Source organism: Serratia sp. H1w (assembly GCF_000633355.1).
Classification (GTDB): Bacteria; Pseudomonadota; Gammaproteobacteria; order Enterobacterales; family Enterobacteriaceae; genus Chania.
Genome location: NZ_AYMQ01000010.1, coordinates 19,339 through 45,598 on the forward strand (window position 1 = coordinate 19,339; position 26,260 = coordinate 45,598).

The 26,260-nt window shown below is 55.6% G+C and carries 24 protein-coding genes and 2 pseudogenes; 21 read left to right on the plus strand and 5 right to left on the minus strand.

Annotated elements, in window-relative coordinates:
- Window positions 1-135: 135 nt before the first annotated feature.
- The 15 genes and pseudogenes from U869_RS0102255 to U869_RS0102325 all read left to right on the plus strand — a co-directional run bounded on the left by U869_RS0102255 (window position 136) and on the right by U869_RS0102325 (window position 14,027).
- Window positions 136-1,401 carry an MFS transporter gene (locus tag U869_RS0102255; RefSeq protein WP_025123205.1) on the plus strand — a complete coding sequence of 422 codons (1,266 nt, stop codon included), beginning with the start codon at window positions 136-138 and terminating at the stop codon, window positions 1,399-1,401.
- Between the two features lie 17 nt (window positions 1,402-1,418).
- Window positions 1,419-1,753 (plus strand): annotated as a pseudogene (eutS, locus tag U869_RS29145) (ethanolamine utilization microcompartment protein EutS).
- 3 nt (window positions 1,754-1,756) lie between these two features.
- Window positions 1,757-2,203: a EutP/PduV family microcompartment system protein gene (gene eutP / locus U869_RS0102265; protein ID WP_025123204.1), complete on the plus strand. Its 447-nt coding sequence runs from the start codon at window positions 1,757-1,759 to the stop codon at window positions 2,201-2,203.
- A gap of 11 nt (window positions 2,204-2,214) precedes the next feature.
- Entirely contained in the window at window positions 2,215-2,901 is a 687-nt protein-coding gene (gene eutQ / locus U869_RS0102270; protein WP_025123203.1) for an ethanolamine utilization acetate kinase EutQ, read from the plus strand.
- Window positions 2,902-2,905: 4 nt separating this feature from the next.
- Window positions 2,906-3,913 (plus strand): phosphate acetyltransferase, encoded by a 1,008-nt coding sequence (locus tag U869_RS0102275; RefSeq protein ID WP_025123202.1) that lies wholly within the window; start codon window positions 2,906-2,908, stop codon window positions 3,911-3,913.
- A gap of 51 nt (window positions 3,914-3,964) precedes the next feature.
- Window positions 3,965-4,258, plus strand: coding sequence for an ethanolamine utilization microcompartment protein EutM (eutM, locus tag U869_RS0102280; RefSeq protein ID WP_025123201.1), 294 nt, complete (start codon window positions 3,965-3,967; stop codon window positions 4,256-4,258).
- Window positions 4,259-4,334: 76 nt separating this feature from the next.
- Entirely contained in the window at window positions 4,335-4,622 is a 288-nt protein-coding gene (gene eutN, locus U869_RS0102285; RefSeq protein ID WP_025123200.1) for an ethanolamine utilization microcompartment protein EutN, read from the plus strand.
- 26 nt (window positions 4,623-4,648) lie between these two features.
- The gene (locus U869_RS0102290; protein ID WP_025123199.1) at window positions 4,649-6,058 is read left to right on the plus strand and encodes an aldehyde dehydrogenase family protein; all 1,410 of its coding nucleotides are present in this window, start codon (window positions 4,649-4,651) and stop codon (window positions 6,056-6,058) included.
- Between the two features lie 13 nt (window positions 6,059-6,071).
- Window positions 6,072-7,277 carry an iron-containing alcohol dehydrogenase gene (locus tag U869_RS0102295; RefSeq protein ID WP_025123198.1) on the plus strand — a complete coding sequence of 402 codons (1,206 nt, stop codon included), beginning with the start codon at window positions 6,072-6,074 and terminating at the stop codon, window positions 7,275-7,277.
- 291 nt (window positions 7,278-7,568) lie between these two features.
- Window positions 7,569-8,981: an ethanolamine ammonia-lyase reactivating factor EutA gene (gene eutA, locus U869_RS0102300; protein ID WP_025123197.1), complete on the plus strand. Its 1,413-nt coding sequence runs from the start codon at window positions 7,569-7,571 to the stop codon at window positions 8,979-8,981.
- Window positions 8,982-8,993: 12 nt separating this feature from the next.
- Window positions 8,994-10,355 (plus strand): ethanolamine ammonia-lyase subunit EutB, encoded by a 1,362-nt coding sequence (locus U869_RS0102305; protein WP_025123196.1) that lies wholly within the window; start codon window positions 8,994-8,996, stop codon window positions 10,353-10,355.
- A 50-nt stretch (window positions 10,356-10,405) separates the two neighbouring features.
- Window positions 10,406-11,233, plus strand: coding sequence for an ethanolamine ammonia-lyase subunit EutC (gene eutC, locus U869_RS0102310; RefSeq protein ID WP_369795093.1), 828 nt, complete (start codon window positions 10,406-10,408; stop codon window positions 11,231-11,233).
- A 12-nt stretch (window positions 11,234-11,245) separates the two neighbouring features.
- Window positions 11,246-11,905 carry an ethanolamine utilization microcompartment protein EutL gene (eutL, locus tag U869_RS0102315; RefSeq protein ID WP_025123194.1) on the plus strand — a complete coding sequence of 220 codons (660 nt, stop codon included), beginning with the start codon at window positions 11,246-11,248 and terminating at the stop codon, window positions 11,903-11,905.
- Between the two features lie 12 nt (window positions 11,906-11,917).
- Window positions 11,918-12,247 (plus strand): annotated as a pseudogene (locus U869_RS29150) (BMC domain-containing protein); the annotation flags it as partial.
- Window positions 12,248-12,392: 145 nt separating this feature from the next.
- The gene (locus U869_RS0102325; RefSeq protein WP_081795879.1) at window positions 12,393-14,027 is read left to right on the plus strand and encodes a DUF4139 domain-containing protein; all 1,635 of its coding nucleotides are present in this window, start codon (window positions 12,393-12,395) and stop codon (window positions 14,025-14,027) included.
- A gap of 161 nt (window positions 14,028-14,188) precedes the next feature.
- On the opposite strand, the gene U869_RS0102330 is transcribed toward U869_RS0102325, so the two are convergent.
- Complete coding sequence (locus U869_RS0102330; RefSeq protein WP_025123191.1) at window positions 14,189-15,166, minus strand: LysR substrate-binding domain-containing protein; 978 nt, start codon at window positions 15,164-15,166, stop codon at window positions 14,189-14,191.
- Between the two features lie 139 nt (window positions 15,167-15,305).
- On the opposite strand from U869_RS0102330, the gene U869_RS0102335 reads away from it, so the two are divergent.
- Window positions 15,306-16,469, plus strand: coding sequence for a mandelate racemase/muconate lactonizing enzyme family protein (locus tag U869_RS0102335; protein ID WP_025123190.1), 1,164 nt, complete (start codon window positions 15,306-15,308; stop codon window positions 16,467-16,469).
- A gap of 82 nt (window positions 16,470-16,551) precedes the next feature.
- Here the strand turns inward: U869_RS0102335 and chuY are convergent, their stop codons facing one another.
- Genes chuY through hutW form a run of 3 tightly spaced genes read right to left on the minus strand, consistent with a single transcriptional unit; the run spans window position 16,552 to window position 19,019 of the window.
- The gene (gene chuY, locus U869_RS0102340) at window positions 16,552-17,175 is read right to left on the minus strand and encodes an anaerobilin reductase (protein WP_025123189.1); all 624 of its coding nucleotides are present in this window, start codon (window positions 17,173-17,175) and stop codon (window positions 16,552-16,554) included.
- Complete coding sequence (gene hutX / locus U869_RS0102345; protein ID WP_025123188.1) at window positions 17,172-17,669, minus strand: heme utilization cystosolic carrier protein HutX; 498 nt, start codon at window positions 17,667-17,669, stop codon at window positions 17,172-17,174. Before hutX ends, chuY begins: the two co-directional genes overlap by 4 nt.
- Window positions 17,670-17,681: 12 nt before the next feature.
- Window positions 17,682-19,019, minus strand: a complete 1,338-nt coding sequence (gene hutW, locus U869_RS0102350) for a heme anaerobic degradation radical SAM methyltransferase ChuW/HutW (RefSeq protein ID WP_029988292.1) — start codon at window positions 19,017-19,019, stop codon at window positions 17,682-17,684.
- Between the two features lie 428 nt (window positions 19,020-19,447).
- Here hutW and U869_RS0102355 point away from each other — a divergent pair, with 428 nt between their 5' ends.
- From U869_RS0102355 to U869_RS0102370, 4 genes are read left to right on the plus strand one after another with little or no spacing between them, the layout of a single operon-like run.
- A complete protein-coding gene (locus tag U869_RS0102355) occupies window positions 19,448-20,554 on the plus strand; it encodes an RNA ligase RtcB family protein (RefSeq protein WP_025123187.1) in 1,107 nt (368 codons plus the stop codon).
- Complete coding sequence (gene prfH / locus U869_RS0102360) at window positions 20,551-21,168, plus strand: peptide chain release factor H (protein WP_025123186.1); 618 nt, start codon at window positions 20,551-20,553, stop codon at window positions 21,166-21,168. The genes U869_RS0102355 and prfH overlap by 4 nt, the downstream gene beginning before the upstream one ends.
- A gap of 56 nt (window positions 21,169-21,224) precedes the next feature.
- Window positions 21,225-21,941 carry an RNA ligase family protein gene (locus U869_RS0102365; protein ID WP_025123185.1) on the plus strand — a complete coding sequence of 239 codons (717 nt, stop codon included), beginning with the start codon at window positions 21,225-21,227 and terminating at the stop codon, window positions 21,939-21,941.
- Entirely contained in the window at window positions 21,922-23,040 is a 1,119-nt protein-coding gene (locus U869_RS0102370) for an AAA family ATPase (protein WP_025123184.1), read from the plus strand. Before U869_RS0102365 ends, U869_RS0102370 begins: the two co-directional genes overlap by 20 nt.
- 203 nt (window positions 23,041-23,243) lie before the next feature.
- Here U869_RS0102370 and U869_RS0102375 read toward each other — a convergent pair whose 3' ends face one another.
- A complete protein-coding gene (locus tag U869_RS0102375) occupies window positions 23,244-23,822 on the minus strand; it encodes a YiiX family permuted papain-like enzyme (RefSeq protein WP_051588706.1) in 579 nt (192 codons plus the stop codon).
- A 281-nt stretch (window positions 23,823-24,103) separates the two neighbouring features.
- On the opposite strand from U869_RS0102375, the gene U869_RS0102380 reads away from it, so the two are divergent.
- A complete protein-coding gene (locus U869_RS0102380) occupies window positions 24,104-26,008 on the plus strand; it encodes a methyl-accepting chemotaxis protein (RefSeq protein ID WP_025123182.1) in 1,905 nt (634 codons plus the stop codon).
- Window positions 26,009-26,260: the final 252 nt, after the last annotated feature.

Sequence of the window (26,260 nt, forward strand, 5' to 3'; positions counted from 1 at the left end):
AACTCAATTATTGGATAACGAAAAATTCCTGCTTTGGGAATAAAGAAACGTTAATCACTATCAGCGCTAGCCATCAAGAGACATTTTTGTGGCCGTCTACCTGTTTATATTTCTGAGAATATCAGGGGAATTACTATGCAAAGTAACTGGAAGAAGTGGGTCACATTGATCCTGTGCGGCATTGCCGGGAGTGCGATCTATAAATTGCCCTACCTGCGTGAAACCTATTATGAGGCCATGCAGCAGGCAACGGGCGCTACCAACGCCCAACTGGGTTTTCTTATGACTGCTTACGGGCTGGTCAACTTCCTGCTGTATCTGCCAGGGGGTTGGGCTGCCGACCGTTTTTCTGCGCGTAAGCTGATGACCTTCTCACTGATTTCCACCGGGATTTCGGGTTTCTACTACGCCACCTTCCCAAGCTACACCATCATCGTGTTACTGCATGCGCTGTGGGCTATCACCACCGTCTTCACCTTCTGGGCAGTGTGTGTGCGTATCATCCGTACCCTGGGGGAGAGCGCAGAGCAAGGGCGGCTGTATGGTTACTGGTTCCTGGGCAAAGGGTTGACCTCGATCGTGCTGGGCTTCCTGTCGGTGCCGCTGTTCGCCAAGTTTGGTGCTGGTGTTGAAGGTCTGCGCGCCACGATTATCTTCTACTCGGTGGTCACCATCCTGACCGGCGTGCTGGCCTGGTTCGTGTTTGAAGACGAAGCCAAATCGGGTGATAAGTCCAACTTCCGTCTCGCCGACATGGCCTTTGTGCTGAAAATGCCCACCATGTGGCTCGCCGGGACGGTGACCTTCTGTATGTGGTCGATCTATATCGGCTTCGGTATGGTCACTCCTTATCTGACCCAGGTGTTTAACATGGGCGGGGCCGAGGTCGCCTTGGCCAGCGTGATCCGTGCCTATGTACTGTTCGCGTTAGGGGGCTTGATTGGTGGGCAACTGGCCGACCGTTGCAAGTCACGTACCCGCTTTATGATTTATGCCTTTATGGGAATGATTGTCTTCACCCTGGTGTATGTGTTCTTGCCGGGCGACGCGAAGTTTATCGGTATGGCTTTAGCCAACATGATCGCGCTCGGGGTATTTATTTACTCTGCCAACGCCGTGTTCTTCTCGATTATCGATGAAGTCAATATTCCTACCAAGGTGACGGGTACCGCCGCTGGCTTTATTTCGCTGCTGACTTATTTCCCGGAAATTTATTGCTACACCATGGTGGGCAATATGGTCGACAACAAGCCGGGCGTGGCCGGTTATCAAGACGTATTCATGTTTATGCTGGGCTGTGCCGTGGTGGGTCTGGTTGCCGCATTGGTCTTGCAGCGGATGAATAGAGCGACCCATGCCGAAAAACAGGCTCTCAACAAGGCAGCCGAAAACGCCTCTTAATTACGGGAGAATGTGCAATGGAAAAGGAACGGATTATTCAGGAATTTGTGCCAGGCAAACAGGTGACGCTGGCGCACTTCATTGCACATCCGGGTGATGAACTGGCGAAAAAATAGGCGTTCCTGGCGCAGAGGCCATCGGCATTATGACCCTGACGCCGGGAGAAACCTCAATGATAGCGGGCGATCTGGCGACCAAGGCCGCCAATGTGCATATCGGCTTTCTGGATCGTTTTACCGGCGCGTTGGTGATTTATGGCTCGGTGGGGGCGGTAGAAGAAGCGTTGAAACAAACGGTGAACGGCTTGAGCCAACTGTTGAATTACGCCACTTGCCCAATAACCCGGAGTTGACCGATGCGGCGCGCTATTTTTGTCGGTGCAATAGGGGCCGGTAAAACCACGCTGTTTAATACCTTGCAGGGGGATTATTCCCTGGCGAGAAAAACACAGGCGGTTGAATTTAATGATTTTGGTGATGTAGACACGCCGGGTGAATATTTCAGCCACCCGCGTTTATACCATGCGCTGATTGGTAGCCTGGTGGATTGCGAATTATTGATTTATGTCCATGCGGCTAACGATCTGCAATGCCGGATACCGAGTGGATTATTGGCTATTTATCCGCACCTGCAACGCACCGCGGTGATCACCAAGGCCGATTTGCCGGATGCCGCAGTAGATGAGGTTACCGCCATGCTGCTGGCCGATGGCTTCAAGCCGCCAATATTTGTAGTTAACAGCCTGGATGCCGACAGCTTGGACGAATTTAAGGCTTTTCTGGCGGCTCAGGGCGGCCAGTAAGAGGGAAATTCATGAAGAAACTGATCACCGCCAATGACATACGTGACGCATCGGCGCAGGGGCAACAACAGATTTTGGTGGTACTGCGCGACTGCATTATCACTCCAGAGGCGCATTCGGTGGCGGAGCAGTTAGGTATCCGTATCGGCGAACAGCAGCCAGCGGTAGCGGAGGTGGCTACTAGCGAACGCCAGAAAATCCGTGAGCACATTCTGGCGCATTTGCCCGAGGGCAGTATGACCGAAACGTTGATCGCCCAATTGATTGACAAGATTGAGCAAGAGCGGCAGGCCAAGAGCCCGGCACCAGCCAGCGACAGCGCTCCGGCGAGCTTCCGTTCGATCACCGGTAAAGGCGGGATCAAGGTGGTTGATGGGGCTTCGGTGAATTTTGGCCGCTTTGCCGGAGCCGGAGATCATCAGGTTGGCTTGAGCGATCTGATCACGGCGCGCGATGGCAGCAGTATGGCGGCAGGGTTTATGCGCTGGGAGAAGGGGTTCTTCCCCTGGACGCTGAACTACGACGAAATCGACATGGTGATCGAAGGGGAGCTGCACATCCGTCATCAAGGGGAGACGCTGATCGGCAAAGCCGGAGATGTGGTCTTCATTCCTAAAGGTTCCAGCATTGAGTTCGGCACCCCCAGCCACGTGCGTTTTCTGTATGTCGCCTGGCCTGCCAACTGGCAGGAGTGCTGAGCACATGTTGATTGAACGTTGTCAGCAGTTGGCTCGTCAGCAGCCTCGGCGGGTGGTTTTCCCCGATGCGCTCGACGTGCGGGTATTGGAGGCGGCGAGCTTTCTGCTGCACCACGGCTTGGCTCAGCCGATCCTGATCGCCAATCCGTTTGCTCTGCGGCATTTTGCCCACAGCCAGCGCATGACGATCGACGGCCTAACGGTGATCGACCCACAAAACGCTAGCGGTTGGTGCGCGGAGTTTGAGCAACGCTTGCAGCAGCGCCTTGGCGATAAGGCACCCGATAACGGTGCGGAAAAATTGCGTCAGCCGCTGTGGTTTGCAGCAGCAATGTTGGCCGCGGGTAAGGCCGATCTGTGCATCGCCGGCAATCTCTCCTCCACCGCCGCCGTATTGCGGGCGGGTTTGAAGGTGATCGGCCTGCAACCAGGGGTGAAAACGTTGTCTTCGCTGTTCCTGATGTTGCCACCCAATCAGGGGGAAGTATTAGGGTTTGCCGATTGCAGCGTAGTGCCGCAACCCACGGCGGCACAGTTGGCTGATATCGCACTCAGCAGTGCCGCGACTTATCAGGCAATCACCGGGGAAACGGCGCGGGTGGCGATGCTGTCATTTTCGACCTGGGGCAGTGCCAAACACCCCAATGTCGCTTGCGTACAACAGGCGACGGAACTGGTGCGTTCCCGGGCTGCGGATCTTTGTGTGGAGGGCGAATTGCAATTTGATGCTGCGTTCTCACCCGATGTCGCCAGCCAGAAAGCGCCGGGGAGCGTGCTGGCTGGGCGGGCCAACGTCATGGTCTTCCCTTCGCTCGAAGCGGGCAATATTGGCTACAAGATCGCCCAGCGATTAGGCGGTTATCGAGCCTTGGGGCCGCTGATCCAGGGGCTGAATGCGCAGATGCACGATCTGTCCCGTGGCTGTAGCGCACAAGACATTATCGAACTGGCGTTGGTCGCACAAACTCAGTGCCAGGCGGCAGAACAGCCGCAATTGGCAACGACCGAATAACCAAGTTATCAAACCGGTCCCAAACAGGGATCTCACAACGAGGAATACATCATGGAAGCATTGGGAATGATCGAAACCAAAGGGCTGGTTGCGCTGATTGAAGCATCGGATGCCATGGTTAAAGCGGCACGCGTCAAGCTGGTGGGGGTGAAGCAGATCGGCGGTGGGTTGGTTACGGCGATGGTGCGTGGTGACGTGGCTGCCTGTAAGGCCGCTACCGATGCGGGTGCCGCTGCCGCGCAGCGCCTTGGCGAGCTGGTGTCGGTGCATGTGATCCCGCGTCCACACGGCGATCTGGAAGATATTTTCCCTATCAAAATGTCCAGCGATAACCCAATCGACTAAGCCGAGCGCGTGGCATCGTGCCACGCCTGATTAGCCAGATTTGGGCAAGGCTATCTCAACGCGCAAGGAGGTGACTATGAAGCTGGCCGTGGTGATTGGGCAGGTCGTATGCACCGTGCGGCATGCTGGCCTGGAACATGACAAGTTGCTGCTGGTGGAAACCATTAACCGCCAGGGCGAACCGAGCGGGGAATGTGCCGTGGCGACCGACAACATCGGTGCCGGTAACGGCGAGTGGGTGCTGGTGGTCAGCGGGAGTTCGGCACGCTGTGTTAATCGCAGCGGTGCTTCACCGGTCGATCTGAGCGTTATCGGCATTGTGGATGAGGCCGTTATGGGCAGCCAGGTCATTTTTCACAAGTAATGCAGTGACGGGGGCAAAGGGTGAATATTGACCAGAAAGAAATTGAGCAGGTGGTGAAAGCGGTGCTGGCGGGTATGGGAGCCATGCCGCCGGTCGCTCAGCCGCCGCAAAGCAATGGCAGCGGCGTGTTTGCTTCATTGGACGACGCGGTTGGCGCTGCCATGCAGGCCCAGAAGTCGTTACACAGCGTTGCAATGCGGCAACTGGCTATCGCGGCTATTCGCCAGGCTGGCGAACAGCATGCACAACTGCTGGCCGAGATGGCGGTGGAAGAAACCAGCATGGGCCGCGTGGCAGACAAATACGCCAAGAACGTGGCTCAAGCTCGGGGCACGCCCGGCGTGGAGTGTTTGCAACCGCAGGTACTGACCGGCGATCGCGGCCTGACCCTGATTGAGAATGCGGCCTGGGGCGTAGTGGCTTCAGTGACGCCATCCACCAACCCGGCGGCCACGGTGATCAATAACGCCATCAGCATGATTGCGGCGGGCAACAGCGTGGTGTTTGCCCCGCATCCGGCGGCTAAAAAAGTGTCGCAAAAAACCGTCAGTCTGCTGAACGAGGCGATTGTTGCCGCCGGAGGTCCCGCCGATCTCTTGGTTACGGTGGTTAACCCGGATATCGAGACGGCCCAGCGCCTGTTCAAATACCCTGGCATCGGCCTGCTGGTAGTTACCGGTGGGGAAGCGGTAGTGGAGGCCGCGCGCAAACACACCAACAAACGACTGATCGCCGCAGGAGCCGGTAATCCCCCGGTGGTGGTTGATGAGAGTGCCGACATTGCACGCGCGGCATGTGCCATCGTGCAGGGTGCATCCTTTGACAACAACCTGATCTGTGCCGATGAAAAAGTCCTGATCGTGGTGGAGAGCGTTGCCGATGCGTTGCTGAGCGAAATGCAGCGTCATCACGCCGTGCTGCTGACGGCAGAACAGACGCGGCAACTGATGCCGATGCTGCTGAAAAATATTGATGATAACGGCAAAGGCCAGGTCAGCCGTGATTGGGTGGGCCGCGACGCGGCAAAAATTGCCGCCACCATCGGGTTGAATGTCAGTAGCGATACGCGGCTACTGTTGGCCGAAACGGACGCCCGGCACCCGTTTGCAGTAACCGAAATGATGATGCCGGTACTCCCTGTGGTGCGCGTAGCCAATGTGGATCAAGCGATTGATCTGGCGGTGAAGCTGGAAGGCGGCTGCCACCATACGGCGGCGATGCACTCACGCAATATCGAGCATCTCGATCGCATGGCCAACGCTATCAATACCAGCATTTTTGTTAAAAATGGCCCCTGCATCGCGGGGTTGGGATTCGGGGGCGAAGGCTGGACGTCCATGACCATCACCACGCCAACCGGGGAAGGGGTGACATCGGCACGAACCTTTGTTCGCTTACGCCGCTGCGTGATGGTGGATGCGTTACGCATTGTCTAACCGGGAGGTGGCTATGTCAGTTGAGAACACCCCGGCCGAACAGGTGCAGGCAGCGATCTATCATGCCCTGGATATGGTGAGTGCCCGTCAGGTCAGAGAGTTTGCGGTCCCTCCGGCCACGTTGATGGGGCCAGGCGCGGTGGCCCGCTGTGGGCAGGCGTTGGCGGAACGCGGTATCCAGCGGGTGTTCGTCATGGTGGATGCCAATCTGCATCTTGCCGGTATTACGCGGGGGTTACTGCGGAGCCTGCAACAGCAGGGTATCACCTGCGAGATTTGGCCTTGCCCGGTGGGGGAACCTGTCGATACGGATGTGTTGGCCGCCGTGCAGCAATTACAGCAGTTGAACTGTGACAGCATTCTGGCCTTTGGTGGCGGCTCGATTTTGGATGCGGCCAAGACAGTTGCCGTGCTGGCCGCCAACCCAACGCTGGCTTTAGCGGATTTGCGGTTAGGTGTCCGTCTGGCCCCTCGTGTACCGCTGATCGCCATACCGACCACGGCAGGGACCGGCTCGGAAGCGACTAACGTTGCCGTGATTATCTCGGCCGCCTCGCAGCATAAACAGGTGCTGGTACATGGGATGCTGATCCCCGATCTGGCGATTATCGATGCCAGCCTGACGCTGGGGGTGCCGCCGTCAATCACCGCCGCGACGGGTATCGATGCGCTGACCCATGCGATTGAAGCCTACGTTGCCAGTAACGCCACTCCGCTGACTCGCAGCCTGGCAACGCGGGCGATTAGCCTGATTGCAGAGGCTTTACCGCAGGCGGTGGGCCAGGGGCAGGCTATGGCCGCCCGGGAGGCGCTGATGCTGGCGTCTTATATGGCGGGTATGGCATTTTCCAATGCCGGATTGGGCATCTGCCATGCCTGTGCACATCAGATTGGGGCCGCCTATGGCATCCCGCACGGCTTGGCAAATGCCATCATGCTACCGGCAGTAATGAAGTTTAATCGCCTGGTTTGCAAGAGCGGCTATGCCGAAATTGGATTGGCCTTAACCGGCAAGGTGGGAAGCGCTGATGATGCGATTTTGGCGGTGGAGCAGTTGATTGCCGATGTTGAGTTGGACGCTGGTTTGCAGCAGAGAGGTGGCAAGGAGTCGGATTTTGCCGGGTTCGCCAAGGCTGCCATGCAGGATGCCTGCATTCGCACCAACCCACGAACTGTGACCGAAGAGCAGATTGTGAGGTTGTATCGGGATGCTCGGTGATCGGCCCCTCACCCTAACCCTCTCCCAAGGGGAGAGGGGACCGATCGCGTTAGCTGTAATTTCGGTTAAATTCTGAGGCTGAGGATGTGCTGGTGAATATTATTCCCGGAGGATCACTGGCTAACCAAGAGCACGGGCTAGCTCCCTCTCCTTGGGGAGAGGGTTGGGGTGAGGGCGATTTTTCGCTCTCTTCGAAGGATCACCGGCTAACCAAGAGCACGGACTGGCTCCCTCTCCTTGGGGAGAGGGTTGGGGTGAGGGAGACGGGTTTGATGAAATGGAGGCTCGGTTGTGAAAATCCGTGAACTGCTTAGCGTAGGCATCGATGTGGGCACCACCACCACCCAGGTGATCTTCTCGCGCCTGTCGTTGGTCAACCGTGCCGCCGCTTCTCAGGTGCCGCGCTATGAGTTCATCAAGCGAGAGATCGTCTGGCAAAGCCCGGTGCTATTTACGCCAATCGAGTTCTCCGGCCAACTGCGCGAGGACGAACTGCTAACGTTGGTTCTAGCGCAGTATCAGGCCGCAGGCATAACGCCGGAAAGCGTAGATTCTGGAGCCATTATCATCACCGGCGAAACGGCCAAGGCCCGCAATGCTCGCCCGGCGGTGGTGGCGTTATCCCAGAGGTTGGGGGATTTTGTGGTGGCGACCGCCGGGCCGCATCTGGAATCGGTGATCGCCGGTTTCGGTTCGGGTGCTCAGGCGCTTTCGGCAAGCAAACTGGCGCGGGTGCTGAATATCGATATCGGTGGCGGAACGGCCAATTACGCACTGTTTGATGCCGGGCACACGCAGGCCTCAGCCTGCCTCAATGTAGGGGGCCGCCTGCTGGAAACGGATACTCATGGTCAGGTTTTACGAGCACACCCGCCAGGCCAATGGATCGCCGATGCGCTGTTTGGCAGCCATACCGATGTACAGCATCTGACGCTTGGCCAACTGCGGCAGATTGCCGATCGCATGGCGCAGCTGTTGTGGGAGATCATCGTTGGTCAGCCTTCCGAGTTAGCCAAACGCTTACTGATGACTGAGTGCTTGCCCGCGGGCGGTGATTGGTTCGCGATAACCCTGTCCGGCGGCGTAGGTGAGTGCTTTCGTTATGCCGAGGAGGGTAACCCGTTCCGCTTTGGCGACATCGGGCCGCTGTTGGCGCAAGCGATCCGCCGTCACGCGGGATTTGCCGCACTGCCGATGCAAATTCCCAATCAAACGGTGCGCGCCACGGTGATCGGGGCCGGGGCGCATACGCTGTCGCTCTCCGGCAGCACCATCTGGCTGGATGATGTGGCGTTGCCCCTGCGCAATGTCCCGGTGGTGCAACCGCAGGAAAATGATGCGCTGCCGTTGGTGGCACGTTGGCAACAGGCATTGCTGCTGCTGGATCTCGACGCAGAACAAGATCTTTACGCACTGGCCTTACCGGCTGCGTGGCCGGTCAATGCGGCTTCGGTACGGCTGAGCATTACGGCCTTGCAGAGTTTTATGCAGCTTTATCCCAACGCGCACCCGATGTTGGTGATCGCCAGCCAGGATATTGGTAAGGCGTTAGGCATGTTATTGCGGCCACTCATGGCACAGCGTCGGCTGGCGGTGATCGATGAAGTGATCACCCACACCGGCGATTACATTGATATCGGCACGCCGCTGTTCAACGGCGCCGTGGTGCCGATCACGGTCAAATCACTGGCTTTTCCTTCCTGAGGGAACGTAACTATGAAGCTGAAAACTCAGCTATTTGGCAAGACGTATCAGTTCAAGGATGTCAAACAGGTGCTGGCGAAGGCCAACGAACTGCGCTCGGGAGATTTGCTGGCCGGGGTGGCGGCAGAGAGCGCACAAGAGCGTGTGGCAGCCAAACAGGTGTTAGCGGAGATGAGCGTGGCGGATATCCGCATGAATCCGGTGATCCCTTATGAGCAGGACTGCGTCACCCGCATCATCCAGGATGATATCAACGAGAGCGCCTATGCCCAATTCAAGCACTGGAGTATTGGCGAACTGCGGGAATATATTCTGCGCGATGAGACCAGCATCGATGATATCGCCTGGCTGCGCAAGGGCATCAGTTCTGAGGTAGTCGCAGCGGTGGCCAAGATCTGCTCCAATGCCGATTTGATCTATGGCGGCAGGAAAATCCCGGTGATCAAAAAAGCTAATACCACCATTGGCCTGCCGGGAACGTTCAGCGCTCGCCTGCAACCCAACGATACCCGTGACGGTGTGCAGAGCATTGAAGCACAAATCTACGAAGGCCTGTCGTATGGCGTGGGCGACGCCGTGATCGGGGTCAATCCGGTGACGGATGATGTGGATAACCTGAGCCGGGTGCTGGACACCATTTACGGCGTGATCGACAAGTTTGCCATTCCGGCTCAGGGCTGCGTGCTGGCCCACGTCACCACACAAATTGAGGCGATCCGGCGCGGTGCTCCGGGCGGCCTGATCTTCCAGAGCATCTGCGGCAGCGAAAAAGGATTGAAAGAGTTCGGTGTCGAGTTGGCGATGCTTGATGAAGCTCGAGCCGTTGGAGCGGAGTACAACCGGATTGCTGGCGACAACTGCCTCTATTTTGAAACCGGACAGGGCGCGGCCTTGTCTGCCGGGGCTCACTTTGGGGCTGACCAGGTGACGATGGAAGCGCGTAACTACGGGCTGGCCCGCCATTACGACCCGTTTATGGTCAACACCGTGGTGGGTTTTATCGGCCCGGAGTATCTGTATAACGACCGCCAGATTATTCGCGCAGGCCTGGAAGATCACTTCATGGGCAAATTGAGCGGCATCTCGATGGGCTGCGACTGCTGCTATACCAACCACGCCGATGCCGACCAGAACCAGAATGAAAACCTGATGATTCTGCTGGCGACGGCGGGGTGTAACTTCATTATTGGCATGGCGATGGGGGATGACATCATGCTCAATTATCAGACCACCGCGTTCCATGATACTGCCACCGTGCGCCAACTGCTCAATCTGCGGCCTGCGCCGGAGTTCGAACGCTGGTTGGAGCAACGGGGGATTATGGCCAATGGCCGCTTGACCGCCCGTGCTGGCGATCCGTCAATGTTCTTCTGAGGTAAGCCAACATGGATCAACAACAGCTAGAAGAGATTGTCCGTAACGTCATGCTGCAAATGGCCACGCCTGCAGAGGTGGTGGCAGTGCCGGAGCAGGTCGTGAATACCGAAGGTTGTGCATTGGATCTCGGCTCTGCCGAGGCCAAACGATGGATTGGTGTGCAGGAACCGCAACACCCGGAAGTGTTAGAGGAACTGCGTAATAACACGGCGGCCCGCGTCTGCATTGGCCGCAGTGGGCCACGGCCGCGCACCTTGGCGCTGTTACGCTTTTTGGCCGACCACTCCCGGGCCAAAGATACGGTATTGAAAGAAGTGCCGCAGGCGTGGGTGCAACAGCAGGGACTGCTGGAGGTACAGTCCGAAATCAGCGACAAGAATTTGTATCTGACGCGCCCGGATTTGGGACGCCGCCTGAGCACCAGCGCGATTGAGATCCTGAAAACGCAGTGCAAGGCCAACCCGGACGTGCAGGTGGTCATCTCCGACGGACTATCGACCGATGCGATCACCGCCAACTATGAAGAGATCTTGCCAACCTTGTTACAAGGACTGGAACTGACGGGCATGAGCGTTGGTACGCCGTTCTTTGTGCGCTATGGCCGGGTCAAGATTGAGGATCAGATCGGTGAATTACTGAATGCCAAAGTGGTGGTGCTGCTGGTCGGTGAACGGCCGGGGTTGGGGCAATCGGAAAGCCTGTCGTGCTATGCGGTGTATTCGCCCAAGGTAGCCACGACGGTGGAAGCGGATCGCACCTGCATTTCCAATATTCACCGTGGGGGAACGCCACCGGTAGAGGCGGCGGCGGTGATTGTCGATCTGGTCAAGCGCATGCTGCAACAGCAGGCTTCTGGTATCCATCTGAACCGTTAACAGGGGGCTCCGATGCCTGCATTAGACTTGATCAAACCCAGCGTCAAAGCCATGCGCGTGATTGCTTCGCTGCATGAGGATTTTCGCCGTGAGCTGCAACTGTCGGCCTCGATCGGCAGCCTGGGATTGCTGACCTGCGACTCTGACGATGTGGCTTACATTGCCGCCGACGAAGCCACCAAACAGGCCCAGGTTACCGTGGTCTATGGGCGCTCACTGTATGCGGGAGCCGCGCATAGCCCTTCGCCCAGCTCTGGTGAAGTGTTGATTATGCTCGGTGGCCCTAATCCGGCGGAGGTGCGGGCCGGGTTGGACGCTATGGTCAACACCATTGAGCGTGGGCCAGCTTTTCAATGGGCCAACGACGCGCAGGACACGGCTTTTTTGGCCTACCTGGTCTCGCGCACCGGTTCGTATCTTTCGGAGGCTGCCGGAGTCGCATTGGGGGAACCGTTGGCTTATCTGGTTGCTCCGCCGCTGGAAGCCACCTATGGCATTGATGCGGCGCTGAAAGCCTCTGGGGTCAGGCTGATGTCTTATGTTCCTCCTCCTTCGGAAACCAACTACTCCTCCGCTTTTATGGCGGGGAGTCAGGCAGCTTGTCAGGTGGCTTGCCAGGCATTCAGCGCGGCGGTGTTGGATATTTCGTGCTGTCCGATTCAATGCGCCTAACGGGAATAAATAATGATCAACGCATTGGGGTTACTTGAAGTTTCCGGGCTGGTCGCTGGAATTGATGCAGTGGACGCGATGCTGAAGTCGGCATCGGTGAGACTGCTGGATCATAAGGTGCTGGACCCAGGGCAGGTCACGCTGGTGATTGAGGGGGATTTGGCCGCTTGCCGCGCAGCATTGGATGCCGGTGCGGCCGCTGCCAAGCGCAGCGGGGCAGTAATCAGTTGCCAGACAATAGGCCGCCCAGATAAGGATACGGAATGGCTGGTAATGCATCTGCAGGGGGCGATTCGATCGCTTCCTTTGCCACCAGAGCCATCCCCGCCGCCTCCGACGGAATTACTACGCAAACGCGGCAGCCGTAATCGGCGTAAAAAACCGACTTCCGGCCCCTCTGCAACGCAGTGAGTTTTCGGAAATCGTACCACCAGACAGCATGCTATAATTCGTCGATATTCTGCACGGAACCTCTATTTAAGGATAAATGACGATGATCTTTTTCCCTCGATTTAATACCACCTTGGTAGCTGCATCGGTGCTGTTGGCCTGTTCCGGCCTGGCGCAGGCGCAAAACGTTACGCTGAATGACGTGACGGTGTTTATTCGCGGTGCCGAACTCTTCAACAGCAGCAAAGTGACGTTACCGGCGGGGGAAAGCGAAATTGTCTTTACCAATATTGCCAGCGGCCTGAATGAACAGAGCCTGATGCTGGATGCCGATAACGGCGTGGTGGTGCAATCCTTCAGCATCAAACGCGATTTTCTTACCGAAAATCTATCGCCTGAAGTCGAGCAATTGACCAAACAGATCGACGATGAAACCCGTGAGCAAAGCAAACTTAACGTGCAGCGGGAAGTGATCCAGGCGCAGTTGGCGGTGCTGGAAAGTAACCGGGCGCTGGGTTCGGAGAAAGAGGGCGCTTCCGTTGAGCAGGTTAATCAGATGCTTGAGCTGGTAAGCCGCCGCATGAGCGAGGTGCTGCTGGCGGATATTGATATCAAAGAGAAGATCGCCGCGATTGACAAGAATATTGAAAAGCTGAAAAGCCAACTGGCAGAAGCGCAGGAAAAAACCGGCCAGGCGGTGAATCAGGTGGTGGTGAAGTTTTACACGCCGAAAGCGGTGACCAGCAACGTCAAGCTGTCTTATGTGATCCCGGATGCCGGTTGGGTGCCGACTTATGATGTGCGGGTGAACTCCATTACCCAGCCGGTCAAGCTGAGCTATAAGGCCAATGTGTTTCAGAATAGCGGCATCAACTGGGATAAGGTCAACCTGACGCTTTCCAGCGGAAACCCAAGTGAAGGGGCGCAGGCGCCGCAGCTGCAACCTTGGTATCTCGATTTTTATCAGGATTACTCCAGTTCCAAGATGGCGATGTCCATGTCAAAACCGGCCCCAGCACCAGCCCCCGTGGCCGAGATGGCCTATGGTGCATTAGCCGATGAGTCGGCAGCGCCGCGGGCCAGAAAATCGCTCTCTGACTATGTGGTCACCGACGCAGGCGGCGTGAATACCCGCTTTAGCATTTCGCTGCCTTATAACATTGCCTCCGACGGTAAAGGGCATTCGGTCACCATTAAAGACGTGGAGGTTCAGGGCGATTATCGCTATGTGGTGGTGCCTAAAATCGAACCGGATGCCTTCTTGCAGGTGCAGTTAAAGGACTGGGAAAAGCTTAATTTGTTGCCGGGTAAATCCAGCATTTTCTTCGAGGGTTCGTTTGTCGGCCAGGGGTATATCAATATCGCCGAGGCCAAAGAGACGCTGGATCTGTCGTTGGGCCGGGATAAGAAGATTATCGTTAACCGTGAAAATGAAAAACAGCTGACCTCGAAGGCGGAGTTCTTTGGCAACTCGGTCAGTCAACAGTATTCGTTTGCCACTAGCATAAAAAACACCCGTAACGAGCCGATTAAGCTGGTGGTAATGGAGCAGATGCCGCTGAGCCGTGATTCGGCAATCACTATCGACGGGTTGAAATACGACGGTGCCAGCTACGATAAAGACACCGGTAACGTGCAGTGGGCGGTGGATCTGCCAGCCAATCAGACCCAGAAGTTCACGCTGTCCTATACGGTGAAGTATCCCAAGGATAAGCGCGTGACCAATTTATAATTATTTCCCTCACCCTAACCCTCTCCCTCTCCCACAGGGAGAGGGGACCGATCGAGCCTGTTTGAAATTGCAGTGATCACCTTGGATGAGGAGGCTACAAATCAGAACGGGCCTATCAGGTTCGTTGATTTACAACCACTTTCCGAAGCAGCACGGACTTATTAAGGGCGCCGATCTGCTCCCTCGCCCTGTGGGAGAGGGTTGGGGTGAGGGGAGTTGCCGTCATCGGCAAATAGCTGCCATAGCGCCTCAACGGAGGGGGCCATTTTACTCGCTGGCCGGTAGATCCGGATTTCTATCGGTAGGCACAGGTCGCCAGGATTGTCGGCTGCGACCACGATCTTGCCGCTCTCAACGTCGGCTTTGGCCAATGACTGCGGTAACCAGGCAACGCCATCCCCAGCCGCCACCATAGCCAGTAACGTGGCGGCCAAGTCCGAAGTGAAAACCACTGCCATCCCCCGTTTGGCGCGGTTGATCGCCGCGCTGTTGGCGATAATTCGTCCCAGTCCCGAGTCATTGCTGAACGTCAGATACGGGAATTTTTTTCCCTGCCCAATTTCCCATAAGGGGACCGATGAGCCGGGTAATGCCTTGCTGTAAGGTAATAGCCGATCTTCTCCCAGGCGGAGACTCACAAATTTTTCCGGCGCGAGAGCCATCTGCATCTGCGGGTGGTAATGGCAGAGTAAAAATTGCGCTTCACCCCGGGCCAGCAAATTCTCACAGGCTGTTAACGTGTCGGAAAGCAGCCTGAAAGAACCCGATCTGGCCATCTTTTCATTGCGCCGCAACAGCGCCGGAAAGAAGGAGAACGACAAGGCATGGGTGGCTGCAAACACGACGTCTGGCTGCTGCTGTCCGGTGGCATTCAGGGTTTCGCTCCTTAACGCATATAGCGTTCTGAGCAATTCTGGAGCCTGCCGGCAAAAAACTTCACCGGCCTTGGTAAGAGCCACCCTTCGCCGATTGCGTTCGAAAAGTGGCGTGCCCACCCATTCCTCAAGCGACTGAATGCGGCGGCTAAATGCCGGTTGGGTGACATAGCGCGCCACGGCGGCTTGGGAGAAGTTGAGGGTAGCGGCCAGCGCCACGCAATCCTCCAGCCAGGTTAGTTCCAGGTGATGCCGATTCTGCATTACAGCCATCCTTATTACGCATTGGATAGTGGGATTTTACGCGCTTACTATCGAGGGTAACAAGCCGCATGCCAAATGCCTAAAAGGCATCAATACCACTCAGCTCAACGCTGTTAAATAACGATTGCTGGAGAGAACAATGCGTATCACCGACGTTGTGGAAATCACCAAGCCGATTGCTTCGCCGATCAGAAATGCCTATATCGATTTCAGCAAGATGACCACCAGTCTGGTAGCTGTGGTGACCGATGTCGTGGTCGATGGCCGCCGGGTGGTGGGTTATGGCTTTAACTCCAACGGGCGCTATGGGCAAGGGGGGCTGATCCGTGAGCGTTTCCGCGATCGCATCTTGCAGGCGGAGCCGGAGAGTTTGCTCAATCAACGGGGTGACAACCTCGATCCACACCGGGTCTGGCAGGCGATGATGGTCAATGAAAAGCCTGGCGGTCATGGTGAGCGTTCGGTAGCCGTGGGGACGTTAGATATGGCCATCTGGGATGCCACCGCCAAGATTGCCGGTAAGCCGTTGTTCCGGCTGTTGGCGGACATGAAAGGCACGGTGGCTAATCCACGGGTGTTTGTCTATGCAGCCGGTGGTTATTACTATCCAGGCAAAGATCTCACTGCGTTGCGTCAGGAGATGCGTAGCTATCTGGATCGTGGCTACAACGTGGTGAAAATGAAAATTGGTGGTGCGCCGCTGGAGGAAGATCGCCGTCGTATTGAGGCCGTATTGCAAGAGATTGGCAACGAGGCGCGACTAGCCGTGGATGCCAATGGTCGCTTTGATCTGGAAACCGGGATTGCCTACGCCAAGATGCTGCGGGAGTATCCGCTGTTCTGGTATGAAGAGGTGGGCGATCCGCTGGATTATGCCTTACAGGCCGCGCTGACGGAGTTTTATCCGGGGCCAATGGCGACCGGGGAGAACCTGTTTTCCCACCAGGATGCCCGCAATCTGCTGCGTTACGGCGGCATGCGACCCGATCGGGACTACCTGCAATTTGACTGCGCGCTTTCCTACGGGCTGGTGGAATATCTGCGTACGCTGGAGGTGCTTGAGCAGTTCGGTTGGTCTGCCTCGCGCTGTATTCCTCACGGTGGTCACCAGATGTCACTGAATATTGCTGCTGGCCTGGGATTGGGGGGAAATGAAAGCTACCCGGATCTGTTCCAGCCTTATGGTGGCTTCCCGGACTCGGTAAAGGTGGAAGACGGCCACATTGTCATGCCTGAACTACCGGGGATTGGTTTTGAAGGCAAATCGGATTTGATCCAGGTAATGCGTGCATTAGCGGAGTGATTGCGGTTTTCAAAGTTACCAACATGGCACATGAGGTAGGGGCGCCCGCATGCTGCGCCCGTCTAACGGTGATAGATTGGGATTACGCGGGTTTAAGACCCGGTTCAACCAGGCTGTAAACCTGCTGGTCGAGCGTGGGGGCCTGCGCCAGTTGCTGGACGTGCGCGGCAACGTCTGCGCGCATCACAAAGCCATGAACTTCCTGCCCCTGGAAACGCTGTGCGTTGCCGGTGGCATCACCGTTCAGCAACCCGCCTGGGCGCAGGATTGCGTGATCCAGCGTACTGGTCTGCAACCAGCTTTCCGCCAGCGATTTTTCACGTACTGCCTGACCAAATCCCGCTTTGGCGCGAGGCGATAAGAATGGCCAACCATCGCCACAGCCTAGTGAGGTGACGAGGATCATACGTGAAATCCCGCATTTTTCCGCGGTATCAATTACCGTCCGGTGAGCCAGATAATCCTGTGAGCCGCCCATGGATGAAACAATCGTCGCATCGCTACCGGCGGCTTCGCAGGCATCCGAAACCACGTCAGCATCACAAGCATCGCCGAGATAAACCTGCACACCTCTCTCCTGCAGGCGAGCGGCGGCATCGGGGTTGCGTACCACCGCAACTACTGGACGCTGTTCCGCTAGCGCAAGCTCCAGAGTCAGCGCACCCACTCCCTTGCCCCCAGCACCAAAAATCAGCCACGGCTTCATGCTGTTTCCCCTTTGAGGGCGGCGGCCAGCGTGCGGAAAGCATCAAGCTGTTCTGCCAGCAACTGACGATGTTCATCACGGCCGAGGAAAATTTTGAACATGGCGCTGCCGGCCTGATTGCAGAACAGGATCGAGGCGGTATCCATTCCCATGAACTTGCGTTCCACCAGGGCGATGTGCGTGCAGTTTTCCGCTTTGATATGGCCGGTCATCCCCTGTTTGCCGCGCAGGTTGAAGTAACCGTGGCGATGGAAGCCGGAAGGCAGCTCGCCGGAAAACTCTAAAATGACATCGGCGGTATGCACCAACGTGGTCACTTTGCCCCAGGTACAGACGGCATCCCAAACGGTGTCAAACTTATCGCCAGCCACTAGGGTGTGGTCAGGCAGATGTTTAATCACTTCCAGCAGCGTGGTTTGATACTGCGTGGCGATGGCTTCCAGCGTGCCATCCGGCTCGGTGGTGAGAAAATCCGCTAAAGAGACATGGCTCATCATTTACTCCTGTTAGGGTGTTGCTACCGCAATCGGCGGCAGGTCCAGTTGTTGCAGCAGTTCATCAAGAGACTGCAAAATATTGCTTGCCCAGAAGCGCCCTTCATTGGTCAGGCGCAGGCAGGTTGAGGCGTCGCGGGTCAGGCCCGCCTGATGCCACTGTGCGAGCAGCGGTTTCAGCCGTTGCGCATGGGGAGTCAGTTCGTCCAGCGGTACGCGGGCATTTTCTACACCAGCCTGTAGCGGATGACGCCACTGGCTGCGGCCACCTGAGGTGCGCATCATCATCATCAACGGTTTGTTGCCCGCTGCGATCGCGTCATGCCAGGCGGTGAGATTGCGCTCGATCATCCAGGAATACCCGTTGACCGACCCTCCCGCACCGGAACCGAAGGCCAGGCAGTCCGCACCTTGCTTGATCAGCAGATTGTACAAATTGCGCTCTCGCGTGGTGTGCGCCCAGTGGCTGTTGCTGATGCAGCGCCAGCCGGCCAAATCCATAAAGTCGCAGCCCTGCAAATAGAGATCGCGCCGTTCGGCAGGTGAGGGCACCGTGGTGCGGCCAGCTTCAACCGCCTTCCCGAGCGGCGTATTCGGCAACAGATTGAGGGCGTAGAGATCGACGCCGTCCAAGCCGATATCGCGGGCAATGGCCAGATCTTCACCCCAAAGTTTGGCATCCTGGCCGGGTAAGCCGAACAGTAAATCGCAGACCACGGCGGCGCGGTCACGGCGTACCAAGCCCTCCATAAACGCGATGGCGCTTGCACCATCGGAGGTGCGGGCCATTTTTTTGCGAATTTTGCTGTTAAACGACTGAATGCCGATTGAAAAGCGGTTGGCTCCGGCATCCAGACAGGCGTCAATCCGTTCATCATCAAAGTTCAGCACCCGTCCTTCGATGGTGATTTCGCAGTCCGGGGCCAGTGGCAGGCGTTCGCGCAACGCGGTGATGATGCGAGCCAGATCCCGCGCGGAAAGCGCCGAAGGTGTCCCGCCGCCAAAATAGACGGCATGGATCGGCGCAGACTGATGCAGCGGGCTGTCAGCCTCCATGTCGATTTCGCGCAGCAGCGCATCGGTATAGCGCGTGCAGTGATCTTCTTCGAAACGGTTCTGATAAAAACCGCAGAAGGTGCAGTGGGTAGCGCAAAACGGAATATGCAAATACACCAGACGCTTGCGGGGGGGCGTGGCCTGGTCAATCACGTTTTGCCAGGTTTGCGCCAGCAGCGATTTCTCCACCGGGATCGCACCGCGCAACGGCATCATGGCACGATGATCTTTAAACGGCTGATTGCCTGCCAGCGCAAAATGCGGAGTTAAATCCAGCTCAGGGTTATGTTTCAACTTCAAGTTCCTCAATGGACCAGAACTGATAGAGGCAGGGACGGGTAGCAATGCAATCACCCAGACCCTATTTATAGTTTAACTGAAAATGATTACCATTTGCATTTATATACTTGCAATTGTCCCAAGAGTCTATCCAGCCAAGGGGGAATGAAATGTAACGTTGACCTGTATCAACTTTTTTCGCGCTCAACGCTGATTTTTTATCGTCGATGCGAACAACCGTTGCTAAAGCCGTCGTTTATATATACTATCGCCGCGTTTTCCCCATTCATTCACTCGACAAAGGAGGTACATCATGAATTATCAAGCACTGTTTACCCTTTGCGGGTCGTATCCTCAGGCATAATTTCCTGCTCTCCAGGTATTGCTAGGGCTACCGCCCGCCAAATCCAAAAAATAACATGATTTAATAATCAGGATTGGTTATGAGCAATACTATTGCGCCGCGCGTTTCACTGATCGCGTCGGAACACACCTGGATTGAAGGCAATGCAATCCAACAATTAGAAATTACCGCCAGGCTGCCAGATATGGTGCGCGTGGTTGGGATGCCAGATTTGCATCCTGGCCGTGGCTATCCGGTCGGTGCCGCTTTCTTTTCTCAGCATCGCTTTTACCCGGCGTTAATCGGCAATGATATCGGTTGCGGCATGTCGCTGTGGCAAACCGAGTTACTGGCGATGAAACAGTCGCTGGATAAGCTGGAAAAAAACCTGGGCAATATTGACGGCCCGTTAGAGCCAGAGGAGTTAGGGGATATTCCCCCGGCGCTGGAGGCATACTCGCGTGCATTGGGCACCATCGGTGGTGGTAACCATTTTGCCGAACTGTTACGCATTGACGAAATATATCAGCCGCAGCCCGGTCTCGATAAAAAACGTCTGATGCTGTTGGTGCACAGTGGTTCGCGTGGTTTGGGCCAGTTAATACTGGAACAACATGTGCGCACCCATGGTCATCATGGCCTGCTGGAAAATAGCGCGGCGGCCAATGATTATTTACAACAGCACCAACAGGCGCTGGATTTTGCCGGTTATAACCGGCAATTAATCGCTCAACGGATATTGCAACGCTTACGGACCGCTGGCGATTGCCTGCTGGATATCCACCATAATCTGTTGGCGGCAGCCACAATCGACGGTGTGCCTGGCTGGCTGCATCGTAAAGGGGCCACGCCGTCGGATGAAGGGCTGGTAGTGATCCCGGGGTCACGTGGCGATTACAGCTACATCGTCCAGCCGCTACCTGCCGCCAGCAGTTTGTATTCGCTGGCGCACGGTGCCGGACGTAAGTGGATGCGATCCGAGTGTAAAGACCGCTTATCGGCGCGTTTCAGCACCGAGCAGTTGGCTAGAACCCGCTTTGGCAGCCGGGTAATTTGCCGCGACCGCCAGCTGATTTATCAGGAAGCCCCGGAAGCCTACAAGCCGATTGATAGCGTAGTCGGAGCTTTGCAGCAGGCAGGATTGGTCACGCTGGTGGCGCGAATGCAACCGGTGCTGACCTACAAAACCAGCGGGGGGCAGGGATGATCTTGTTACAGATTTCTGCCGCCCAGGGGCCGGATGAGTGTTGTCTGGCGGTGAGCCTGGCGCTGCGTCAGCTGCATAAAGAGGCTCAGGCAATGCGGGTGGAACTGCATGAGGTTGAGCGGGAAGATGGCCGTCTGTCCGGTACCTTGCGCTCGGTGCTGCTGACGCTTAACGGGGATGCGGCGGAGTCATTGGCCGCCAACTGGTGCGGGACATTGCAATGGATTTGCGAAAGCCCGTGGCGTACCGGACGTTGCAGAAAGAATTGGTTCATTGGTGTAGCGAGTTTCTCTCCGGCAGCGGTGCCAAAAGAGAGCGAGATCCGCTTTGAGACGCTGAAGTCCTCCGGGCCGGGTGGGCAGCACGTCAATAAAACGGAATCGGCTATTCGTGCCACCCATATTGCCAGCGGAATTAGCGTCAAGGTGCAAACCGAGCGCAGCCAACATGCCAATAAACGTTTGGCGTATTTGCTGATCGCTCACCGATTGCAGCAGCTTGAGCAGCAGCAGTTGGACCAGCAGCGTGCTGAACGGCGGATGTTTCATCATCAAATAGTGCGTGGCTCGCCAGTGCGCGTATTTAAAGGCGAGGGCTTTACGCCAGTCGCTTAACCAGACTATCGGCCTGATGGGGCAGGCCGATAACACCATTAATAAGAAGAAAAGTTATGGAAACGCAGAAATATGGTCGGACGTACCATTATCCGTTCTCGCCGGGGACCACCAGTGACGATCGGATCAATAAACACTATTGGCAAGATATACAGCTCATTGATTCTCTTATTCACACTGAAAAACTCGATGGTGAGAATAACTGTCTGAACCAATACGGCGTATTCGCGCGATCCCATGCGGCACCGACGGTGTCTGCCTGGACACGCCAGATCCGCCAGCGTTGGCAGTTGATTAAAAATGACCTGGGCGATATCGAACTGTTTGGTGAGAATCTGTATGCCACGCACTCAATTGAATATCGTGGTTTGGCGCAGGATTTTTACTTATTCGCGGTGCGCTGCCGGGATATGTGGCTGAGTTGGGAAGAGGTGAAGTTCTACGCGGCATTATTTGATTTTGCCTGCGTACCCGAAGTGGTACAGAACGTGCCGCGTCAGACGGAAAAAGAGTATCGCTTGGCGATCCTTGAGCAAGTCGCTGGAGCGGGAAGTTTTGCGCCGTACGATGTGCATACTGGTCAGCCTTGTACCATGGAAGGGATCGTCAGCCGCAATGCGGCTGAATTCCCGGTGGCGCAATTTGCCCACCACGTTTTTAAATATGTGCGCAAAAACCATGTGAAAACCGACCGCCATTGGACGGTGAACTGGCAACGAGCCCGTATGGTGCATGAGTATCAGCAGGAGCAGGATCATGTGGCGATTAAGTGAAGATAAACAGTGGCGCAGGCTGGTAGAGAGATTCCGCTGGGTGGCCGACATGCATCAGGTGCCGCAAGATCCTCGTCACCATGCAGAAGGCGATGTGGCAATTCATACCCAGCGGGTGCTGGCTGCACTCACCGAATCGGTGGGGTATCTGGCGCTGCCAGAACAACAGCAGGAAATCGTCTGGGCCGCGGCGTTGCTGCACGATGTGGAAAAGCGCAGCACCACGCGGGTTGCGGACGATGGTTCGGTGACGTCACCCAACCATGCCAAGCGTGGGGAACTGACTACACGCGCGATTTTATATCGGGATATCGTGACGCCGTTTCAACTGCGTGAGCAGATCGCGGCCTTGGTGCGCTTTCATGGTTTGCCGTTATGGATCATGGGGCGTCCATCGCCGGAGCGGGCGTTGTTACTAGCAGCCTTACGGTTGGATACGCGGTTGCTGGCGATATTGGCAAGGGCGGACGTGATGGGTCGGGAGTGCGAAGACCAAAACGGTTTGCTGGAGAGTATCGAGCTGTTTGAACTGTTTTGTCAGGATCAGCAATGTTGGGGGCAGGTGCGTCCTTTTGCCAACGATAACCATCGTTACCACTATCTGACGCATCCGCAGGCCAGCGTGGATTTTGTTCCCTACGAGCAATTTCAAAGTCAGGTGATCCTGCTTAGTGGCTTGCCGGGGATGGGCAAAGATCGCTATATCGCCGAGCATGCCGCTGGGATGGAGGTCATCAGTCTGGACAATATTCGCCGCCAGCATCGGCTGTCGCCGGCCGACAAAAATGCGACCGGCTGGGTCGTGCAGCAGGCGAAGTTGCAGGCTAAAATGCTGCTGCGGCGCGGCGAACCCTTTGTCTGGAATGCGACCAATATTACCCGGCAGTTACGCGGCCAATTGGTTGAGCTGTTTACCGCTTATGGCGCAAGGGTGAAGGTAGTTTACCTGGAAGTGCCTTACGCCCAGTGGCAACGGCAAAATGCCGAGCGGGAACATAGCGTACCGGCTGAGGCGATGGCACGCATGCTGAGTAAGTTGGAGATCCCGCAGGCGGACGAGGCGCATGAAGTGGAACTGCGGGTGCAGGACTTCAGCTAGCCTCTGCCATCATCCCCTCACCCCAACCCTCTCCCAAAGGGCGAGGGAGCTGCAATTGTGATGGGGTCAAATTTAGCAATTACCGTAGCAAGAGGCGAACGAATAAGCCAAGTTGTGGCACGCTCGGTCCCCTCTCCCTGTGGGAGAGGACTAGGGTGAGGGGTTATATCGCTGATTATTAACGACTTTAGGTCATTGTCAGGTTAATTGGCGATCACCGTGACCAACAGCGGTGATTCAAACATCGCCTTAGGCGAAATAACCGATTCATCCCACGGGATCTGCGTGCCGTAACGCTCACGCAGTTTCTTCTGCACCGCGGGAGCGCCAAAGTTAAATTCACGTACTTTTTGCAGCTTGCCGATTTGTATCCCTAGTGCGCGTTGGTAAATCTTCCACACTAACTCCGAGCAATATAGCTTCTCATCTGACCAGGAAAACTGCATGTCGTAGGACTTCCCGGCAAAGCTTTTGGCCTGCTGGCGCATTTTTAATTGCGCGGACGGCGTCATCATTTGCTCGGCGTTCTTCAGCCGTTTGACGACAAAATGCTTTTTCTCTCCCCGATCGATCCAGGCGGTCAACGGCGTATATTTCACTGTCGATATCGCTTCGAATACGTAAGGTTTGCCATCACGCAGCACAATGATGCCCATATGGCTGTAACGCGAGCCGGTGGCCTGCTGTATCGCCAGGCTCTGTGCCGAGCGGGAAGTGTGGAAAATGATGTCACCATCTTGCACCGCAGGTAGCTCGCGAGCTTGGCTGACCAGCACGGTCATCAGGCCGATGGTGAGAAAGAGAATCGCCCACAGGCGTTTGGTAAAAATCACGTTCAATCCCTCGAAGTTAGAATCTAGCCACTTTATCGGGGCTGTGTGAAGTGAGGATGAAGTGGTAGAGCGCGGCGGATGGGAAGTCGCATCGGCTGCGCGCATGCTGAAATAAAAATAATGATATATATCAATACAATAATAACAATTACATCATTGTGGTTAAAGGGTGCTTAAAGCAGGCCGATAGCTGTTCTATTGATGTTGTCACCAAAATAGGACTAAGCCGGATGTTAGGGATCTACCGTATATCGATGAGGATGAAGCTTTTCATTGCTCTGTTTCCACTGCTACTGGCTTTATGCTGGTTTGCCGGTTCGGGTATGAAAACCCGTATCAATACCGAACGTCAGATGGATGTCATCGTTCAGCTAACGGCAATTACGCATGGCGCAGGGGATGTGGTGCATGAGCTGCAAAAGGAACGTGGCATGAGCGCAGGTTACTTGGGCTCTGGCGGTGGGCAGTTTCGCGCTGAACTAGCGGATCAACGTAAACTGACAGATGCGGCTATGACGAAATTTAGTCAACTGTTAGCTAAAACGGATCGCAGCGCATTGAAAGGGATTGATACATCGGCAATTCAGTTATTTAACGACCAAACCGAGTTACTGAACGAGGTGCGTAATAACGTCAGCCATTTAAAGACCGCGGCGCCGTCGGCTATTGGTTTCTATACCAAGACCATCGCCCAAGTGCTGGATTTTGTCGGTGGTATTGGGCATTTGACAACATCGGGCAAGATCGGCCAAGAATTGTCAGCTTATTACAGCCTGCTTAACCTGAAAGAACAGTCGGGTATAGAGCGCGCATTACTCTCCGGCGTTTTCTCTAGCGATCGTTTTGGTGATGGGCAATTCCGCCAACTGAGCGATGTGGTGGGAAAACAAGAAGCCTGGCTTTCTGCGACCCGTCGTTTCAGCACTGCGGAGCAGGCGGCGGCGCTTGATGGTGCATTACGCTCTACGTCGGCTGCTGATGCTCTTAAGCTTCGTGAGATTGCGTTCGCTAAAGCCGCAACCGGTGGATTTAAGGTTAATCCTACCGATTGGTTCAAGGCTCAGACTCTGCGCATTGAAGTGCTGCGTCAAATAGAGAATCAAACCGCGGACACGTTACAAAAGCATGCTGCAGAGTTGTCACAAACGGCGCGTGGCGAATGGATGGCTTTCCTATGCATCAGCCTTCTTTCCCTGGCTGTGGCCTTGGCGATAGCCTTCATTGTTGCGCGGAGTATCCATCTGCAACTGCAAGGAACGCTGAAAACGATTGGTGAAATGGAGGGGGATTTAACTCAACGCCTTAGCGTGCCGGGTAGTGATGAGTTGTCAGCATTGAATCATGCCTATAACCAATCCATTGAAAATATTCAGCATATCGTTAAAGAGATTAAATCCGGCTCGGAGGTGCTTCACCATACTAGCGGTGATATTGCCGCTGGCAATCAGGATTTAGCGCAGCGTACTGATGAACAGGCGGCATCTATCGTTGAAACTGCGGCAAGTATGGAACAAATATCCACGGCGATCTCCCAGACTGCAGATAACGCCCGCGAAGCTGAACAACTCACGCAGGCGATGGAGCGCGATGTCATGCAGGCGAATCTCGTGGCAAATGAAGCCAGCCAGAGCATGGCTGAGATCCGTAACTCCAGTGAGCAGATTGCACGTATCGTGGCCTCTATTGACGATATCTCTTTTCAGACCAATTTATTGGCGCTCAATGCTGCGGTAGAAGCCGCTAGAGCTGGCGAGTCTGGAAGGGGATTTGCGGTGGTAGCGAGTGAGGTGCGTAATTTATCTCAACGTTGTGCTAAAGAGGCGAGTCAGATCCGTGAGCTGATTAATCAAAATATGGAAAAAATCGCGGAAGGTGTCGCCCGGGTTTCGGCTTCGGGGATCGCGCTAAAAGCGGCAGCCGATAATTCAGGACTGATGAAACAATATGTTAGCGATATCGCTCAGGCCGCCAACGAACAATCACTGGGCGTGGGGCAGGTACATCTGGCTTTGAATCAACTTGAACAAGTCACACAGCAAAATGCGGCTTTGGTTTCCCAAGCGGCCAGTGCCAGCCAGGTACTGGATAACCAAGCGGCAGTGATGACCAAATTAGTGAATCGATTTATCGTATAATCTTCTCGTTGCAAGGGTGGTGGGAGTCATCCCGCCTCCGACTCGATCTTTTGCTCCTTAGCGTATTTTCATTATTCTTGAAACGTCTCCACTTTCCTGCATGTCGTTTACTCCATATTCCCTGATGTCTTTTTGTGTAAGCGGTCTGTCGTTTTGTGCTGCCTAGGCGCATACTATTGCCCTCCCAAAGGCGGTGGGTAAGGCTTTGGCGTTATCTGATAATAAAAAAGGGGTCAAGTATTCAATGTGTTG

Coding starts and splice junctions, on each gene's coding strand:
- U869_RS0102255 (WP_025123205.1), top strand. CDS start 136: ATGCAAAGTAACTGGAAGAAGTGGGTCACATTGATCCTGTGCGGCATT.
- eutP (WP_025123204.1), top strand. CDS start 1,757: ATGCGGCGCGCTATTTTTGTCGGTGCAATAGGGGCCGGTAAAACCACG.
- eutQ (WP_025123203.1), top strand. CDS start 2,215: ATGAAGAAACTGATCACCGCCAATGACATACGTGACGCATCGGCGCAG.
- U869_RS0102275 (WP_025123202.1), top strand. CDS start 2,906: ATGTTGATTGAACGTTGTCAGCAGTTGGCTCGTCAGCAGCCTCGGCGG.
- eutM (WP_025123201.1), top strand. CDS start 3,965: ATGGAAGCATTGGGAATGATCGAAACCAAAGGGCTGGTTGCGCTGATT.
- eutN (WP_025123200.1), top strand. CDS start 4,335: ATGAAGCTGGCCGTGGTGATTGGGCAGGTCGTATGCACCGTGCGGCAT.
- U869_RS0102295 (WP_025123198.1), top strand. CDS start 6,072: ATGTCAGTTGAGAACACCCCGGCCGAACAGGTGCAGGCAGCGATCTAT.
- U869_RS0102305 (WP_025123196.1), top strand. CDS start 8,994: ATGAAGCTGAAAACTCAGCTATTTGGCAAGACGTATCAGTTCAAGGAT.
- eutC (WP_369795093.1), top strand. CDS start 10,406: ATGCTGCAAATGGCCACGCCTGCAGAGGTGGTGGCAGTGCCGGAGCAG.
- eutL (WP_025123194.1), top strand. CDS start 11,246: ATGCCTGCATTAGACTTGATCAAACCCAGCGTCAAAGCCATGCGCGTG.
- U869_RS0102325 (WP_081795879.1), top strand. CDS start 12,393: ATGACGATGATCTTTTTCCCTCGATTTAATACCACCTTGGTAGCTGCA.
- U869_RS0102330 (WP_025123191.1), bottom strand. CDS start 15,166: ATGCAGAATCGGCATCACCTGGAACTAACCTGGCTGGAGGATTGCGTG.
- U869_RS0102335 (WP_025123190.1), top strand. CDS start 15,306: ATGCGTATCACCGACGTTGTGGAAATCACCAAGCCGATTGCTTCGCCG.
- chuY (WP_025123189.1), bottom strand. CDS start 17,175: ATGAAGCCGTGGCTGATTTTTGGTGCTGGGGGCAAGGGAGTGGGTGCG.
- hutX (WP_025123188.1), bottom strand. CDS start 17,669: ATGAGCCATGTCTCTTTAGCGGATTTTCTCACCACCGAGCCGGATGGC.
- U869_RS0102355 (WP_025123187.1), top strand. CDS start 19,448: ATGAGCAATACTATTGCGCCGCGCGTTTCACTGATCGCGTCGGAACAC.
- prfH (WP_025123186.1), top strand. CDS start 20,551: ATGATCTTGTTACAGATTTCTGCCGCCCAGGGGCCGGATGAGTGTTGT.
- U869_RS0102365 (WP_025123185.1), top strand. CDS start 21,225: ATGGAAACGCAGAAATATGGTCGGACGTACCATTATCCGTTCTCGCCG.
- U869_RS0102375 (WP_051588706.1), bottom strand. CDS start 23,822: ATGACCGTGCTGGTCAGCCAAGCTCGCGAGCTACCTGCGGTGCAAGAT.
- U869_RS0102380 (WP_025123182.1), top strand. CDS start 24,104: ATGTTAGGGATCTACCGTATATCGATGAGGATGAAGCTTTTCATTGCT.